The organism is Gordonia sp. 135 (assembly GCF_009720185.1).
GTDB lineage: Bacteria > Actinomycetota > Actinomycetes > Mycobacteriales > Mycobacteriaceae > Gordonia > Gordonia alkanivorans.
In genome coordinates this window covers 858,429-872,810 of the sequence record NZ_CP046257.1, presented here as the reverse complement: position 1 = coordinate 872,810, position 14,382 = coordinate 858,429, and the positions used below count along the sequence as shown (strand labels likewise).

Genomic DNA, 14,382 nt, shown 5'->3' with positions numbered 1-14,382 from the left:
CGGCCGCGGGCCGATCGTTCCCACGACACGAGGAGTTCGAGCATGGTCCGGACGAAGACGTTCACCAGGTTGGCCGCGGCGACCCTGTCGGTCGCAGCCGCAGCAGGACTCGGCCTCGCCGGCACGGGACAAGCCGAGGCGGCGCGCGAGTTCCCGGTCTCGCACTGCATCGGCCCGAGCCCGAACATCGTCGACCTCCCGTTCATGGTGAGACGCGCCATCGTCAGCACCTACGGTGGCGATGCCTACATCGCCGCGGACTTCCCCAGCTACTTCCCCGGCGGCTACCAGTCGTCGTTGCGGATGGACTGGCACAACCTGTCCACCGGCAAACGTGGCTTCAAGGTCAGCAACACCAAGGTGAACCCGCCTTACCAGGGTGTCCACTACTTCGTCATCCCGGTGAAGACGATCGGCAAGGGCCGGGTGGCTGTGACCTTCGGCGCGACGAACCGCAACGCGCTGTGGAGCGTGCCGTCGACGAGCTGCAGCGGGACGATCGTCGTTCCCTGACGCCGGGCTACCAACCAAGCACTTGCTAGGTTAGGCTCGTGGGCATGAGTGATGCCGCCATCCCGCCCGCACTCGGCCCCGACGATCTCGGCCCGGACACCTCTCCGGTCGCCTACGAGGTCGGCGGGCCCGAAGGTGCCGTCGCGTACGTGACACTGAACCGTCCCGAGTACCGCAATGCACAGAACTCGGTCATGACGTATTCGCTCGACGCCGCCTTCCGCAAGGCCGTCGAGGACACGACCGTGAAGGTCATCGTCCTGCGCGCGAACGGCAAGCACTTCTCGGCCGGACACGACATCGGCACCCCGGAGCGCGACTTCGACACCTACTACGAGAACGCCGCCGTCCTGCACTGGGATCACACCGACAAGACCGGTGCCGATCAGCGCCTCGCCCGCGAGATGGAGGTGTACATGGGGATGTGCCGCCGTTGGCGCGACATCCCCAAGCCGCTCATCGCCCAGGTCCACGGCGCCTGCATCGCCGGCGGCCTGATGCTGGCCTGGATCTGCGACTTCATCGTCGCCTCCGACGATGCGTTCTTCTCCGACCCGGTGGCACGCATGGGCATCCCGGGCGTCGAGTACTTCGCGCACGCATACGCCCTCGGCACCCGCCGCGCGAAGGAGATCCTGTTCACCGGCGAGCGTTTCACCGCCACGCAGGCAGCCCACTGGGGCATGGTCAACCACGTCGTGCCGCGCGACGGGCTCGAGACCAAGGTGAACGAGATCGTCGAGAAGGCGGTCTCGATGCCGATGCAGGGGTTGTTCCTCAGCAAGAAGGCCGTCAACATCTGCGAGGACCAGATGGGACTCCGCAACTCGATGGACTCGGTCTTCGGCTGGCACCACTTCGCCCACTCGGCCAATGCCGAGGCGTCGGGCGGCGATTCGCTCGGCGGCATGGACGCCAAGTCGATGAAGGCCTCGGCAGGATCGGGTAGCTGACATGGACCTGCTCTTCGACGACGCGGCCGAGCAGTTCCGGGCCGAGGTCCGCTCCTGGCTGGCCGAACACGTTCCGCGCGAACCCCTCCCGTCCATGGACACCGCGGAGGGCTTCGAGGCCCACCGCGAGTGGGAGCGCACGATGGCCGCCGACCGCATGTCGGTCGTCAGCTGGCCCGAGGAGTACGGCGGCCGCGACGCTCCCCTCCTCCACTGGGTGATCTTCGAGGAGGAGTACTACCGCTCGGGCGCACCGGGCCGGGTGAGCCAGAACGGCATCTTCCTGCTCGCCCCGACCCTCTTCGAGCACGCGAATCCCGCTCAGCTGGAACGCATCATGCCGCGGATGGCCCGGGCCGACGACATCTGGGGCCAGGCGTGGAGCGAGCCGGAGGCGGGCAGCGACCTCGCCTCGCTCCGTTCGACCGCGGTCCGCACCGACGGCGGCTGGCTGCTGAACGGGCAGAAGACGTGGAGTTCGCGGTCGAGTTTCGCCGACCGGGCCTTCGGCCTCTTCCGCACCGACAAGGAGGCCCAGCGACACAGGGGCCTCACCTACTTCATGTTCGACCTACGTGCCGAGGGCGTCACCGTCCGTCCCATCGCGCAGCTCGACGGCGAGGCGGGTTTCGCAGAGCTGTTCCTGGAGAACGTCTTCGTGCCCGACGACCCCGCGAACCCCGGCGAGTCCGGGGTCATCGGCGAGGTGGACAACGGCTGGCGGGTGGCGATGAGCACGGCCGCCAACGAGCGCGGACTCTCGCTGCGAGCACCGGGCCGCTTCCTCGCCACCACCGACCGCCTCGTCGACCTGTGGCGGTCGAAGCGCGACGAGGTGCCCTCGACGGCCAACGCCGATGCGCGGGTCGCCGACGCCTGGATCGGGGCGCGCGCCTACGAGTTGTCGACCTGGCACACCGTGAGCCGGCTCTCCGCAGGCGGACAGCTCGGCATGGAGTCCTCGATCAACAAGGTCTTCTGGTCGCAGTGGGACATCGCCGCCCACGAGACCGCCCTCGATCTACAGGGACCGGACGCCGAACTCGACGACGCCTGGATGGACGGCTACCTGTTCTCCCTGTCCGGCCCGATCTACGCCGGCACCAACGAGATCCAACGCAATGTCATCGCCGAGCGACTCCTCGGCCTTCCTCGCGGAGATCGCTGATACCACATGGACTTCCAACTCTCCGACATCCACACGGACCTCGCCGCCACCGTCGACGCCATGCTCGGCAAGGCCGACATGCCCGCCGCGGCTAGAGCATGGGCGGCCGGTGACCGGACCGCGGTCACCAAGGTCTACTCCCAGCTCGCCGACGCCGGGATCAGCGGCCTCCTCATCGACGAATCCCACGGCGGCAGCAGTGCCGGCGCCGTCGAGATGATCGTCGCCGTCGAACAGCTCGGACGCCACTGCGCTCCCGGACCGATCGTGGAAAGCGTTGCCGTCCTGCCGATCCTGTTGCGAGACGCGGACGTGAACGGCCCTCTCCAGGATCTCGCCGAGGGGCGGTTGGCGACCTGTGCCATCGCCCCGCTGCAGCCGCTCGCGCCCGATGTCGATTCCGCCGACGTGTACGTCGTGGAGGACGGCGTCCTGTCGACGGCCACCGTGCTCGGCACCGAACCCTCGGTGGACACCACCCGCACACTGTCACGGGTGGCTCCGGACAAGACCCTGGCCACCGGCATCGACCCGTCCGACGCCGTCGACGCCGGGGCACTCGCCACCGCAGCCGAACTCCTCGGACTCGGTCAGGCGATGCTCGCCCTCGCCAGCGAATATGCACAGACCCGCAAGCAGTTCGGCCGGCCGATCGGGTCCTTCCAGGCCGTGAAGCATCACCTCGCCGATGTGGCCATCGCACTCGAGATGGCCCGTCCCCTGGTCCATGCCGCAGCACTCGGCATCGACGGCCAGGTGCCCGAGGACACCAACGTGTCGCGGGACGTGTCGGCGGCCAAGGTCGCGGCGGCCGACGCCGCGCACCTCTCGGCCCGCCGCTCGCTGCAGGTGCTCGGGGCGATCGGTTACACCGCCGAACACGACATCTCGCTGTACATCACCAAGACCCGCGCGCTCCTGTCCGCCTGGGGCTCGCCCGCAGTCCATCGTCGACGCATCCTGGAGACACTGTGACCACCGAGACGCTCGCGATCTCCGCCGAGGAACGTGAGGCACTGGCCGAGGCGGTGCGTGATCTGCTGCGACGCCGGGGAGACATCGCCTCGGTGCGCACGGCCATGGCGTCGACCGGACGCGTCGACCGCGGCCTGTGGGAGACCCTGTGCACCGAGATCGGGGTGGCGGCACTTCCCATCCCGGAGGACGCCGGCGGTGCGGGGGCGTCGTGGGCCGAGTTGGCCGCTGTCCTCGAAGAACTCGGTGCGACCCTGAGTCCGGTGCCCGCCTTCGGGTCTTCGGTGCTGGCGACCGGCGCGATCCTGCTGGCGCAGGACGACGACGCCGCGTCGCAGCTGCTTCCCGCGCTGGCCGCCGGTGAGCAGACGGCCGCCCTGTGCTGGGCCGGCGAACGCGGCTGGGACACCCCCGGCGTGCACGCCGACGCCGGATTGCTCTCCGGCACCGCACACTTCGTCGTCGATGCCGAGTCCGCGGACACCTTCCTGGTATTGGCATCGGGGCCCGGTGAGCACGTGACAATGCACTCGGTCGCCGCTGATGCGGCCGGTGTGACGGTGTCGCCGTTGCCTCTTCTCGATCCGACGCGTGCGTTGTCCTCGGTGCGGTTCGACGAGGTCGTGTCCACCGCGATCCCCGCACCGGCCGACCTCGCCGCACGCCTGCGGACGCTCGGGTGGGCGATGCTCTCCGCCGAGCAGGTCGGCGGCGCCCAGCGCGCCCTCGACCTCACCGTCGAGTACACCAAGTCGCGCAAGCAGTTCGGCCGCACCATCGGCTCGTTCCAGGCGCTGAAGCACCGCATGGCCGACATGTACGTTCTCGTCGAGACCGCTCGTTCGATCTCGCGTGCGGCGGTCGCCGCGGTCGCCGGCGACGACCCCGAAGCGTCCGAACTGGCCCTCGCCGCCCACGTGTACTGCTCGAATGCCTTCCGGCGAATCACCGGCGAGGCCATCCAGTTGCACGGCGGCATCGGCATCACCTGGGAACACGACATCCAGCTGTACTTCAAGCGCGCACAGGCGTCGTCGCAGTTGCTGGGCGCCCCGCATCTCGCGGTCGCCGAAGCTGCTGCGCGCCTGCGATAGTCGGCTCTCAGGCGCGGTTGCGGAGGCGGTCCAGCGTCCGCTCGATCGGATCGGTGAAGAGCAGCAGCAGAAGCGGCCAGTTCCCGCTCTTCGGGTAGACCAGCGCGATGACCAGCGCCACCGCCAGGGCCAGGAGGGTGCCCCACCCACCCGACGACCTGGCCCAGCGGTCGGTGGCCTCGTCGTCGACGAGCAGCTCCCGGTGCCGATGCCCCCACTGAGCGATCCCGACGAGCGACGCCACCGAGATGGCGAGCACGCCGATGTAGAGCACGTTCGCCCACTCAACCCGGCTGTCGTCGACCATCGCGGTCGCGAACGGCAGCACCACGATGGTCAGCAGCCACACGAAGGTGAGATTGATCAAAACCGAGTCGTAGGAACGGAAGTACTCCATCGCCCGATGGTGTTGCCGCCAGAGCACCCAGATCACCACGAAGCTGACGAAGAAGCTGGTCAGCTCGAGCGCATGGTCGGACACCACCTCGGCGACCGAGGTCTCCTCACGCAGGTCGTTGGCGATGTCGACCAGCGGGAGCACCAGCAGCGTGAGCGCGATCGCCACCACCGCGTCCGCGAACGCGATCAGCCGACTCAGACCCTCTTCCGACTTCCGATTCTCCGGTGCGGCCATTGGTTGAATGTAGAACCGTGGCGGTCGGCGCGCGCGACAATCGACCCGATGGTCCCGGATCGCGCGCCCGTTCCCGGCTACTCCCCGAACGCCGCCTCGACCACTGCCTCGTCGAGTCCGTAGTCGGCGAGCTGGTAGCGGTGCTGCGGCTTCCGCGCACCGGACCTGCTCTCCTCGTCGAGCGTGGTCACCGCCGCGCGGGCCGCCTCGGACATGGGGGTGTCGAGCGCCGCGTAGACGCGTTCGACGGTGCCCATCGGGTCCGAGCGGAGGTCGGCGAAGTCGATGTCGAGGAACTGGGCGGGGTCGTACTTCTCGCGGGCGCGAGAGAACTCACGCAATCCACGCGACCACAGTTCCAGCTGGTCCTGTCCGATCTGATCACCGGTGAAGGTCGTCGACCAGCCGGGAGTGGCGTGCTCGGCGAGGCTGCACATCGACGCGATGATGGTCGACGGCGCGCGATGGGTCTGGATGACCAGCGCGTCCGGGTAGGCGGCCATCAGCGCGTCGAGTGCGAACAGATGGCTCGGGTTCTTGAGCACCCACCGCTTGCCCGGATCGTTGAGGCCTATCAGCTGCAGGTTCTTGCGATGCCGCAGGTATGCCGGCGTCCAGTCCTGCTCGGCGAGCCAGCGCGAGTAGGTCGGGATATGGGCGAGCGACTCGTAGGAGATCGAGGTGACGCTCTGCCGCAACAACTGCCAGCATTCCTCGACCTCGCCCGCATCCATGTAGTGCAGCCCCATGAACTCCGGGTTCTCGACGTGGTGCTGCTCGAAGCCGGCCTGGATCTGCTGGTACACCGGGTTGTCGGCCCAGGTGTCGCGGGGCGGCCGCGGCTGCGGGAACTCGGCGAGCCACATCTCCAACCCCTGGTGCGCCGGGTCGGCGGCCAGGAGCCGGTGCAGCGCAGTGGTTCCCGTGCGCGGCAGACCGGTCACGAAGATGGGCCGGGTGATCTCGACCTCGGCGTGTTCCGGGTTCGCCTTCCACGACGCCTCACTCAGCAGTCGGGCGACGAGTGCTCCCTTGAGGAAGAACCGGAACATCTTGCTGCCGAGTTCGGTGAGTCCGGCCTCGGAGCGGTAGGAGTCGAGCAGGATGCCCAACGGCTCCAGGTAGTCGGTGTCACCGAAGTCCTCGAGGCCCGTCGCCCGGGTGGCCGAGGCGTGCAGGTCCGCGATGGTCCCGACGTCGGTCCGCGCCGTACTAGTCATGGTATTCACCGCAATTCACGTCCAGGGTGTGCCCGGAGATCGCCCGCGCCATCGGCGAGGCGAGGAACATCACGGCGTCGGCGATCTCGTCCGGCTCGGGCAGGCGTTTGAGATCGGACTTCGACGCGGTCTGTTCGTACACCTGCTCGGGAGTGATGCCGTACTTCTTGGCGACCTCGCCGAAGTACCACTTCAGCTGATCGTCCCAGATGTAACCCGGCGCCACCGAGTTGATGCGGATACCGCGATCCCCCAGCTCCGACGCCAGCGTCTGCGACATCGCGAGCAGCGCCGACTTGGCGATCTTGTAACTGCCGTATCGCGGTTCGGAGTGCCGGATGACCATCGAGTTGATGTTGACGATCGACCCGTTCGCCTCGGCGAGCGCATCGGTGAACGACTTGATCACCCGCAGGGTCCCGACGACGGTGACCTCGATGCTGCTGGTGATCTGCTCGAAGTCGGTGCGGCCCAGCGGTTTCATCGACGGCAGGGCAAAGGCGTTGTTGACCAGGACATCTGCCCGGCCGAACTCGGCGAGCGTGGTGGCGACCAGATTGTCGACGGCGGCGTCGTCGGTGATGTCGGTCGGCACGACGAGACTCGTCCCTCCGGCCGAATCGACCTCCGCGGCCACCTCTTTGAGACGCGACTCGGTGCGCGCAGCGAGGACGACACGAGCTCCCTCGGCGGCGGCGCGCAGGCAGATCGAGCGACCCAGCCCGGGTCCCACGCCGGATACGACGACCACCTTGTCGTCGAGGAGACCCGCTCCAGAACTCATCCCAGCATCCTCTCGGCGAACGCGCGTTGCCGTGCCGCGATCCGGTCGGACCAGCCGGCGGCGTCGATCTTGTTGTGTTCGAAGTGCGGCAGGTGCGCGGCCACGTCGTCGAGGCCCACGACCGTCGCCGTCGGCCCGAGCTCGGGACCGATCGGCGAATCGCTGCGCTGCCAGCGGAACTGCAGGATGCCCTTCTCCCGGCCGGTCGTCTCGATCCAGTTGGCGACGCCGGGGTCGCGGTGCGAGACGACCATGCGGATCATGCCGTCCGGGTCGACCTGCGCCTGAGCCGAATTGAGGCTGGTCTGGTGGTTCACGTAGTCGAGCGAGATGTACCACATGCTCCCGAGCTGGAATCCCTGATAAGGCGCATCGGACTTCGGGATCGTGATGACCATCGCCTCGTCGGGACCCAGACGGTAGTGGCCCACCGAGGAGAACTGGGTGCTCAGCCCGCCTGGTGTCTGCCGGGGCGGGGTGAAGGTGTTGACCGGTTCGTCGAGGTAGAACCACTTGGGGAAATTGAACCAGGTGTTGATGCGTGCCGTGAGCATCTTGCCCGCCGTCGCGTACCGACGTGCGACGCGGGCGAGATCGGCTTCCTCCGGCGCGGTTCCGACGGTGTCGACGCGTTCGACGGTGATCGAACCCTTGCGCTCGGTCCAGTCGGAGTACACCTCGCGGACCGCGAGCATCGACGCCCCCTCGCCGAGGGCGAAGTAGTTGTCGGGCGGGTCGGCGATCCCCGGTCCGAAGGTCAGCTCGAACGTGCCGTCGTCGGCGATGGTCAGGCGACGGTCGTCGAAGGCGTCCTCGCCGCCGGGCACCGCGGACGGCGTGTAGTCGCCGCGCAGCACCTGGAAGCTGAGATCGGTTGTGGTGCCACGGCGTCCGCGGACCACGTAGGTCCCGGTCGGTTCGACGTCGGCGTGGTAGTACAGCGTGTCCGGGTTGTCGAGGCCCATCTTGGTCGACGGCCCGGTCGAGGTGACGAAGTTCGGGTGCGACAACGACCGGCCGCGGACCAGCTGGATGATCGCGGCGATGCTGCCCGCGAGATAGTCGTACCCCTCGGCGAGATCCTGCTCGGTCTCGGCGAACTCCGCCGACGCGACCAGCTTCTCCGCCTCGGCGATCGCATCGGTCAGGGGCTTGGTCAGGTCCTGCGGTACAGCGATCTCGCGCGAGCTCATAGCCAGGTGTCTCCGCCCGTCCAGGTCAGGAAGTTCTCGAGTTCGGCCTGTGCCGGCGTCACCCGCGGATGTTCTGTCGACAGATAGCCGCCACGGTAGAAGAGCAGCGGCTTGTCCTGCAGCACTTCGCCCAGCGTGAGCGCCCGGCCGATGACGATGTGGTGATCGCCCCCGTCGGTGACCCGTTCGACGTCGCACTCGACCCAGGTCAGCGCGTGCCTGATCACCGGCAGGCCCGCCGGCGACGGGTCCCAGGTGATGTTGGCGAACTTGTCGTCACCCGGGGCGCCGAAAGCCGCACTCACGTCCTGCTGCCGGTTGGAGAGGACGTTGACGCAGAACTTCCCGGCCTTCTCGATGACCTTCCAGCTCCGGGACGTCTTCATCGGGCAGAACAGCACCAGCGGCGGATCGAGGGACAGCGCCGCGAAGGACTGGCAGGCGAAGCCGACGGGTTTGCCGTCGTCGTCGACGGTCGTGATGACCGTGACGCCGGTGCAGAACTGACCCATCGCGGTACGGAACTGCCGGGAGTCGAACTCCGCGGACCCGTAAGGCGTCTGGGCCATGTCAGTTCTTGAACCCGACGCTGAAGTCATGCCCCCACAGACTGACCGCGGTGCTCTCCCGGGCGATCCACTCCTCGTCCTTGACCGTCCGTCCCTCGCAACCGAACTCGACGTCGAAGCCGCCCGGTGTCTTCATGTAGAACGAGAGCATCAGGTCGTTGACGTGCCGACCCAGGGTCGCCGACATGGGGACCTTCTTGCGCAGGGCGCGGTCGAGGCACAGTCCGACGTCGTCGGAGTTCTCGACCTCCACCATCAGGTGGACGATGCCGGTGCTGTTGGGGATCGGCAGGAACGCCAGCGAGTGGTGTCGCGGGTTGCAGCCGAGGAATCGCAGCCACGGGACCTCGTCGCCCTCCTCGCGTCCGACGACCTGCGGGGGCAGGCGCATCGAGTCACGGAGCTTGAATCCCAGTACGTCCCGGTAGAACTCGAGCGCGGCCTTGTCGTCCTCACAGGTGAGCACGACGTGGCCGAGACCCTGTTCCTCGGTGACGAAGCGGTGACCGTACGGGCTGACGATGCGACGATGCTCGAGCGCGGCCCCGTGGAACACCTCGAGGGTGTTGCCGGCGGGATCGTCGAACACGATCATCTCGGCGACGCGACGGTCGGCGATCTCCTCGTCCTTGCCCTCACGGAAGACGACGTGCGCGCCCGCCAGGCGGTCGCGGACCTCCTGCAGCGCAGCGGCATTGGCGACCTCCCAGCCCGCGCAGGCCAGGCGGTCGTGCTCGGAGGGCACGATGACCAGGCGGGCGGGGAAGTCGTCCATCCGCAGATAGAGCGCGCCCTCGGTGAGTCCAGAGCCCTCGATCATGCCGAGAACCTTGAGGCCGTAGGTGCGCCACGCCTCGATGTCGGTCGCCTCGATCCTCATGTATCCCAATGAACGGATCGGACAGTCACTCATCTCCACGATCTCCTGTTTCCTGCTCCCTGAGGAGCGTGTGAAAGTGTCCCCGGCCCCCTGAGGAGCTAGCCTGCGAGCGTCTCGAAGGGTCAGACCATCGTGTCGCCGATGGGAATCCCGAACTCGCCGTTGCCGAATGCGACGTAGGCTCGTTCCGGATCGTTGGCGGCATGCACGCGTCCGGCGTGGGCGTCGCGCCAGAACCGCTGGATCGGGGTGCCGTTCTCGAGCGCGTGGGCACCCGAGTTCTCGAAGAGACGGTCGATGGCGGAGATCGCGCGGCCGGTGGCGCGCACCTGGTCGCGACGGGCCGCCAGACGCAGCTCCATGGGGACCTCTTCACCGGCGAGGATCAGGTCGTACTCGGCCTGCAGGTTGCCTGACAGCTGACGCCATGCGGCGTCGATGTCGCTGGCGGCCTCGGCGATACGAACCTTGGCGAAGGGGTCGTCCTTGGCCTTCTCCCCGGCGTAAGCGGCGCGGACGCGCTTGCCCTGGTGCTCGACGTGAGCGTGGTAGGCACCGAAGGCCATGCCGACGATCGGGGTCGCAATGGTGCTGGGATGAATTGTGCCCCAGGGCATCTTGTAGACCGGTGCGGTGTTCTGCTCGAGTCCCGGGCTCTGGCCCATCGACATGGTGCGCATGCTCAGCATGCGGTGGCGGGGGACGAAGACGTCCTTGACCTCGATGGTGTTGGACCCGGTGCCGCGAAGACCGACGACGTTCCACACGTCCTTGATCGTGTAGTCCTCACGCGGGATCAGGAAGCTGACGAAGTCGACCGGCTTGCCGTTCTTGATGACCGGTCCACCGACGAACACCCAGTCGGCGGTGTCGCAGCCCGACGACCAGGCCCACGAACCGTTGACCTTGTAGCCGCCGTCGACGACCTCACCCATACCCATCGGCGCGTACGACGACGAGATGCGGACGTTGGGGTCCTTGCCCCAGACGTCCTCCTGCGCCTGCTGGTCGAAGAGCGCGAGGTGCCAGTTGTGGATGCCGATGATGCCCGACACCCAACCCGTCGACCCGCAGGCCGAGGCGATCCGCCGCACGGCCTCGTAGAAGGTCACCGGGTCGACCTGGTATCCGCCCCACTGCTCGGGCTGCATCAGCTTGAAGAAGCCGGCCGTCTCGAGGCTGGACACGGTCTCTTCGGGGATTCGACGCAGATCCTCGGTGGACTGCGCCCGCTGCTCGATCTCCGGGAGCAGTGCGTTGATCTTCTCCAGGACCTGCTCGGCGGCTTCGCTCCGTTGTGCTGGCATCTCGCCTGCTCCTACCTGTCTCTCCCTCGGCCGGACGGCGCCGGCCGCTTACTCATCGAGTTCGAGATTAGAACACGTTCTCATTTCTGTCGAGCACTGGGACTTTATGCCCATGTACAGCACTGATCGGCGATCTGGGCGGCGATCCACCCAAAGGATTTGAAACGTGTTCTAGTATTGGCGGCAGAGGTTCGACGCGACACCAGCCACAGACAGGAGAGGGCACATGTCACCAGCACCCGACACGATGACCCCGAACACCCCCGGTTCGTCCAACGACGCCGAGGTGGGTATCCGGGAGATCGACACCGGCGCGCCGCCCACCCGGTTCGCCCGCGGGTGGCACTGCCTGGGCCTGTTCGGCGAGTTCGACGACGGCCAACCGCACTCCGTGCAGATCTTCGGCACCAAGCTCGTCGTCTGGGTCGACACCAAGGGCGAGCTGAACATCCTCGACGCCTACTGCCGCCACATGGGCGGTGACCTGTCGCAGGGCAAGCTGTCCGGCGACAACGTCGCCTGCCCGTTCCACGGCTGGCTGTGGAAGGGCAACGGTCGCTGCGCCGGCGTCCCGTACGCCAAGCGCAACCCCAAGCTCGCCAAGACCCGCTCGTGGCCGTCGATGGTCCGCAACGGCCAGGTCTTCGTCTACAACGACCCCGAGGGCAACCCGCCGCCGGAAGAGGTCATCATCCCGGAGCTGGCCGAGGTCGGGTCCGAGGAGTGGACCGACTGGACCTGGAACCGCATCGTGATCGAGGGCTCGAACTGCCGCGAGATCATCGACAACGTCGTCGACATGGCGCATTTCTTCTATGTGCATTTCGCGCTGCCGGATTACTTCAAGAATGTCTTCGAGGGCGAGATCGCCGCGCAGTACATGAATTCGCATGGGCGCCCCGACGTCACGCTGGGCACCAACTACGGCGACAGCCGGCTCGAATCGATCGCCGCTTACTACGGTCCGTCTTACATGCTGAACCCGATGGTCCAGTACTACGGCGGCTTCGCGGTCGAGACCATCCTGACCAACTGCCACTACCCGATCGACGAGAATTCGTTCGTCCTGATGTACGGCGTCATGGCGAAGGTTCCCGAGGGCCTCACCGCCGAGCAGGCCTCGAAGATGGCCACCAAGATCAGCGCGGGTGTCGAGGTCGGCTTCCTGCAGGACGTCGAGATCTGGAAGAACAAGACCCGCATCGACAATCCGCTCCTCGTCGAGGAGGACGGCCCGGTGTACCAGCTCCGTCGCTGGTACGAGCAGTTCTATGTCGACAAGGCCGACGTCACCGACGAGATGACCGGCCGGTTCGAGTACGAGATCGACACCTCCAAGGCAGTCGAGAGCTGGAACGCCGAGATCCAGGAGAACCTCCGACGCCAAGAGGCCGAGAAGGCAGCGGCCGAGCAGTCGCCGGACGGCGCGGCGGATTCCTCGGAGAAGGCGCAGGTCTGACGATGACCCGGGCCGCGTCACGAGCACACTGGGCCAAGGCGCCCGACTTCGGCGACGATCCCGACCGGGCGGCCCGGGTCCACGCGGCGACCCAGCGCGACCGCGAGCACTACCTGCAGGGCGGCATGCGAGAGATCGAATGCCGCGCCTGCCACGCGTGCGTGCTGGTGAAGAAGACCAGCACGCACCACACGAGCGTGCAGTGGAACGCCGACGCCCGGAGCCGATGCCACGGCCTCGAGCAGATGCGCGCCGGCGGCGACGACGGGAACGGGCCACTGCTCCCGGGTGCGATGATGCCGACCTGTGTCCGCTTGTCGGCGAGTATCGACCACGGTGTGGCCGAGGGAATCATTCCTCCGGAATCACCCGCCACCGATCCCGACGGCTATTGGTGAGTGTCGAATTTGAGCACTGTCTGCAACATTAATCAACACTAGCCTCACGCATCACAACGGTCACACCTTCATCACACGTCTAGGAATAGCGGCGACAAGCGGGTATGCGGTCGGCCAATCTGGTCGTCATGTCCGTTTTGCGAACCCGCTGTACGCGGGTCACCTGTGCTGTCGCCCTGTCCGCCGCACTCACCGTCGCGGCGCCGTTCCTGGGCTCACCTTTTGCCGATGCCGGACGCGCCGCCGCGGCCGGTTCGAGCTCCGGCTCCAGCGATTCGACAGGTTCGGTGCCGATCTACCTCCCCATCCCCACCCCCACCGGCCTGGCCGCGCTCGGGGCGTCGATGACCCAGATCGGCAAGCCGTACCGGTGGGGCGGCACCGGTCCGCACTCGTGGGACTGTTCTGGTCTCGTCCAGTGGGCGTTCCACACCGCCGGCGTGAAGCTGCCCCGGACCAGCCAGCAACAGGCGAGGGTCGGCAATGCGATCCCGTTCAGCGCCCTCGCCCCCGGCGACATCATCATCTTCGGCCGCGACGCCGGGCACGTCGGCATCTACGCCGGTGGCGGCCGCCTGTTCAACGCCTACACCACGGGCAAGCCAATCGGCTTCACCAAGGTCAAGGACATGGGCACCATCAAGACCATTCGTCGTTTCGGCTGACCGGGTCGACCGACCGTCCGGGCCACACCGAGGTCACCGTCGCGAACCCCACGACGACGAGCAGCAGCACCGCGACCACCACGGTGCCGAGCAGCCCGTAACCCGGTTGCATCGTCGGGAGTTCGAGGTCGAGGGCCTCGGTGACCCGGTCGGAGAACAGGTGCGCGGCCGGATCACTCAGCGTTCGGATCCCGACGACCGACGCGACCACCGCGGCCAGGCCGATTACCCCGATCGCCGCCGGACGGAGACGCTCGCGCCACCACGCCAACGCGGCGACCACCGCGATGACCGCACCGAGGATCACCACACTCAGACCGGGCCGGTCGGTGTTGTCCTCGAAGAAGAAGGCCACGTCCTCATCGCTCGCCCCCGGGACGGTCACCCGTCCGAGACCGGTGATGGACGGTTGTACGCCCTCGTCGGTGCTTCCCCACTCCACCTGTGCGAACAGCACCAGGAGGAGTCCACCGACGAGGGCGGCAGGCCACACGAAGGTGCGCAGTCTGTCGACGATGCCCGGTTCTGCGGTCATGCCGACAAGACTGCCATTCACCCGGTGCCGAAATC

The 14,382-nt window shown here is 67.2% G+C and carries 16 protein-coding genes; 8 read left to right on the top strand and 8 right to left on the bottom strand.

Going from position 1 to position 14,382, the window contains the following annotated elements:
* The first annotated feature begins 42 nt into the window (after positions 1–42).
* From GKZ92_RS04025 to GKZ92_RS04005, 5 genes are read left to right on the top strand one after another with little or no spacing between them, the layout of a single operon-like run.
* Positions 43–513, top strand: coding sequence for a hypothetical protein (locus GKZ92_RS04025; protein WP_035751840.1), 471 nt, complete (start codon positions 43–45; stop codon positions 511–513).
* A 44-nt stretch (positions 514–557) separates the two neighbouring features.
* Positions 558–1,466: an enoyl-CoA hydratase gene (locus tag GKZ92_RS04020; protein ID WP_035751842.1), complete on the top strand. Its 909-nt coding sequence runs from the start codon at positions 558–560 to the stop codon at positions 1,464–1,466.
* 1 nt (position 1,467) lies between these two features.
* Positions 1,468–2,634 (top strand): acyl-CoA dehydrogenase family protein, encoded by a 1,167-nt coding sequence (locus GKZ92_RS04015; protein WP_006358458.1) that lies wholly within the window; start codon positions 1,468–1,470, stop codon positions 2,632–2,634.
* Positions 2,635–2,640: 6 nt separating this feature from the next.
* Positions 2,641–3,609 carry an acyl-CoA dehydrogenase family protein gene (locus tag GKZ92_RS04010; protein WP_035751845.1) on the top strand — a complete coding sequence of 323 codons (969 nt, stop codon included), beginning with the start codon at positions 2,641–2,643 and terminating at the stop codon, positions 3,607–3,609.
* Positions 3,606–4,703, top strand: coding sequence for an acyl-CoA dehydrogenase family protein (locus GKZ92_RS04005; RefSeq protein ID WP_035751848.1), 1,098 nt, complete (start codon positions 3,606–3,608; stop codon positions 4,701–4,703). The genes GKZ92_RS04010 and GKZ92_RS04005 overlap by 4 nt, the downstream gene beginning before the upstream one ends.
* A gap of 7 nt (positions 4,704–4,710) precedes the next feature.
* Here the strand turns inward: GKZ92_RS04005 and GKZ92_RS04000 are convergent, their stop codons facing one another.
* From GKZ92_RS04000 to hsaA, 7 genes are all read right to left on the bottom strand, one after another.
* Positions 4,711–5,337, bottom strand: a complete 627-nt coding sequence (locus GKZ92_RS04000; protein WP_035751850.1) for a TMEM175 family protein — start codon at positions 5,335–5,337, stop codon at positions 4,711–4,713.
* A gap of 77 nt (positions 5,338–5,414) precedes the next feature.
* Positions 5,415–6,557, bottom strand: a complete 1,143-nt coding sequence (locus GKZ92_RS03995; RefSeq protein ID WP_035751852.1) for a sulfotransferase family protein — start codon at positions 6,555–6,557, stop codon at positions 5,415–5,417.
* Complete coding sequence (locus tag GKZ92_RS03990) at positions 6,550–7,341, bottom strand: SDR family oxidoreductase (RefSeq protein WP_035751854.1); 792 nt, start codon at positions 7,339–7,341, stop codon at positions 6,550–6,552. Before GKZ92_RS03990 ends, GKZ92_RS03995 begins: the two co-directional genes overlap by 8 nt.
* Complete coding sequence (locus GKZ92_RS03985) at positions 7,338–8,534, bottom strand: hypothetical protein (RefSeq protein ID WP_006358452.1); 1,197 nt, start codon at positions 8,532–8,534, stop codon at positions 7,338–7,340. Before GKZ92_RS03985 ends, GKZ92_RS03990 begins: the two co-directional genes overlap by 4 nt.
* On the bottom strand, positions 8,531–9,103 hold the full coding sequence (gene hsaB, locus GKZ92_RS03980; RefSeq protein WP_006358451.1) for a 3-hydroxy-9,10-secoandrosta-1,3,5(10)-triene-9,17-dione monooxygenase reductase subunit: 573 nt from the start codon (positions 9,101–9,103) through the stop codon (positions 8,531–8,533). Before hsaB ends, GKZ92_RS03985 begins: the two co-directional genes overlap by 4 nt.
* Before the next feature lies 1 nt (position 9,104).
* Positions 9,105–10,016, bottom strand: coding sequence for an iron-dependent extradiol dioxygenase HsaC (gene hsaC, locus GKZ92_RS03975; RefSeq protein ID WP_035751856.1), 912 nt, complete (start codon positions 10,014–10,016; stop codon positions 9,105–9,107).
* Positions 10,017–10,105: 89 nt separating this feature from the next.
* Positions 10,106–11,290, bottom strand: a complete 1,185-nt coding sequence (gene hsaA / locus GKZ92_RS03970) for a 3-hydroxy-9,10-secoandrosta-1,3,5(10)-triene-9,17-dione monooxygenase oxygenase subunit (protein WP_006358449.1) — start codon at positions 11,288–11,290, stop codon at positions 10,106–10,108.
* A gap of 226 nt (positions 11,291–11,516) precedes the next feature.
* On the opposite strand from hsaA, the gene GKZ92_RS03965 reads away from it, so the two are divergent.
* The 3 genes from GKZ92_RS03965 (at position 11,517) to GKZ92_RS03955 (ending at position 13,812) form a co-directional block, all read left to right on the top strand.
* A complete protein-coding gene (locus tag GKZ92_RS03965) occupies positions 11,517–12,749 on the top strand; it encodes a Rieske 2Fe-2S domain-containing protein (protein WP_042376212.1) in 1,233 nt (410 codons plus the stop codon).
* 2 nt (positions 12,750–12,751) lie between these two features.
* Positions 12,752–13,147 (top strand): hypothetical protein, encoded by a 396-nt coding sequence (locus tag GKZ92_RS03960; protein ID WP_006358447.1) that lies wholly within the window; start codon positions 12,752–12,754, stop codon positions 13,145–13,147.
* Between the two features lie 128 nt (positions 13,148–13,275).
* On the top strand, positions 13,276–13,812 hold the full coding sequence (locus tag GKZ92_RS03955; RefSeq protein WP_035752086.1) for a C40 family peptidase: 537 nt from the start codon (positions 13,276–13,278) through the stop codon (positions 13,810–13,812).
* On the opposite strand, the gene GKZ92_RS03950 is transcribed toward GKZ92_RS03955, so the two are convergent.
* Positions 13,787–14,347 (bottom strand): hypothetical protein, encoded by a 561-nt coding sequence (locus GKZ92_RS03950; RefSeq protein ID WP_006358444.1) that lies wholly within the window; start codon positions 14,345–14,347, stop codon positions 13,787–13,789. The two genes, GKZ92_RS03955 and GKZ92_RS03950, sit on opposite strands and share 26 nt — an antisense overlap.
* Positions 14,348–14,382: the final 35 nt, after the last annotated feature.

Bases quoted from the DNA above. Each gene is read 5' to 3' on its own strand.
- GKZ92_RS04025 (WP_035751840.1), top strand. From the start codon at position 43: ATGGTCCGGACGAAGACGTTCACCAGGTTGGCCGCGGCGACCCTGTCG.
- GKZ92_RS04020 (WP_035751842.1), top strand. From the start codon at position 558: ATGAGTGATGCCGCCATCCCGCCCGCACTCGGCCCCGACGATCTCGGC.
- GKZ92_RS04015 (WP_006358458.1), top strand. From the start codon at position 1,468: ATGGACCTGCTCTTCGACGACGCGGCCGAGCAGTTCCGGGCCGAGGTC.
- GKZ92_RS04010 (WP_035751845.1), top strand. From the start codon at position 2,641: ATGGACTTCCAACTCTCCGACATCCACACGGACCTCGCCGCCACCGTC.
- GKZ92_RS04000 (WP_035751850.1), bottom strand. From the start codon at position 5,337: ATGGCCGCACCGGAGAATCGGAAGTCGGAAGAGGGTCTGAGTCGGCTG.
- GKZ92_RS03995 (WP_035751852.1), bottom strand. From the start codon at position 6,557: ATGACTAGTACGGCGCGGACCGACGTCGGGACCATCGCGGACCTGCAC.
- GKZ92_RS03990 (WP_035751854.1), bottom strand. From the start codon at position 7,341: ATGAGTTCTGGAGCGGGTCTCCTCGACGACAAGGTGGTCGTCGTATCC.
- GKZ92_RS03985 (WP_006358452.1), bottom strand. From the start codon at position 8,534: ATGAGCTCGCGCGAGATCGCTGTACCGCAGGACCTGACCAAGCCCCTG.
- hsaB (WP_006358451.1), bottom strand. From the start codon at position 9,103: ATGGCCCAGACGCCTTACGGGTCCGCGGAGTTCGACTCCCGGCAGTTC.
- hsaC (WP_035751856.1), bottom strand. From the start codon at position 10,016: ATGAGTGACTGTCCGATCCGTTCATTGGGATACATGAGGATCGAGGCG.
- hsaA (WP_006358449.1), bottom strand. From the start codon at position 11,290: ATGCCAGCACAACGGAGCGAAGCCGCCGAGCAGGTCCTGGAGAAGATC.
- GKZ92_RS03965 (WP_042376212.1), top strand. From the start codon at position 11,517: ATGTCACCAGCACCCGACACGATGACCCCGAACACCCCCGGTTCGTCC.
- GKZ92_RS03960 (WP_006358447.1), top strand. From the start codon at position 12,752: ATGACCCGGGCCGCGTCACGAGCACACTGGGCCAAGGCGCCCGACTTC.
- GKZ92_RS03955 (WP_035752086.1), top strand. From the start codon at position 13,276: ATGTCCGTTTTGCGAACCCGCTGTACGCGGGTCACCTGTGCTGTCGCC.
- GKZ92_RS03950 (WP_006358444.1), bottom strand. From the start codon at position 14,347: ATGACCGCAGAACCGGGCATCGTCGACAGACTGCGCACCTTCGTGTGG.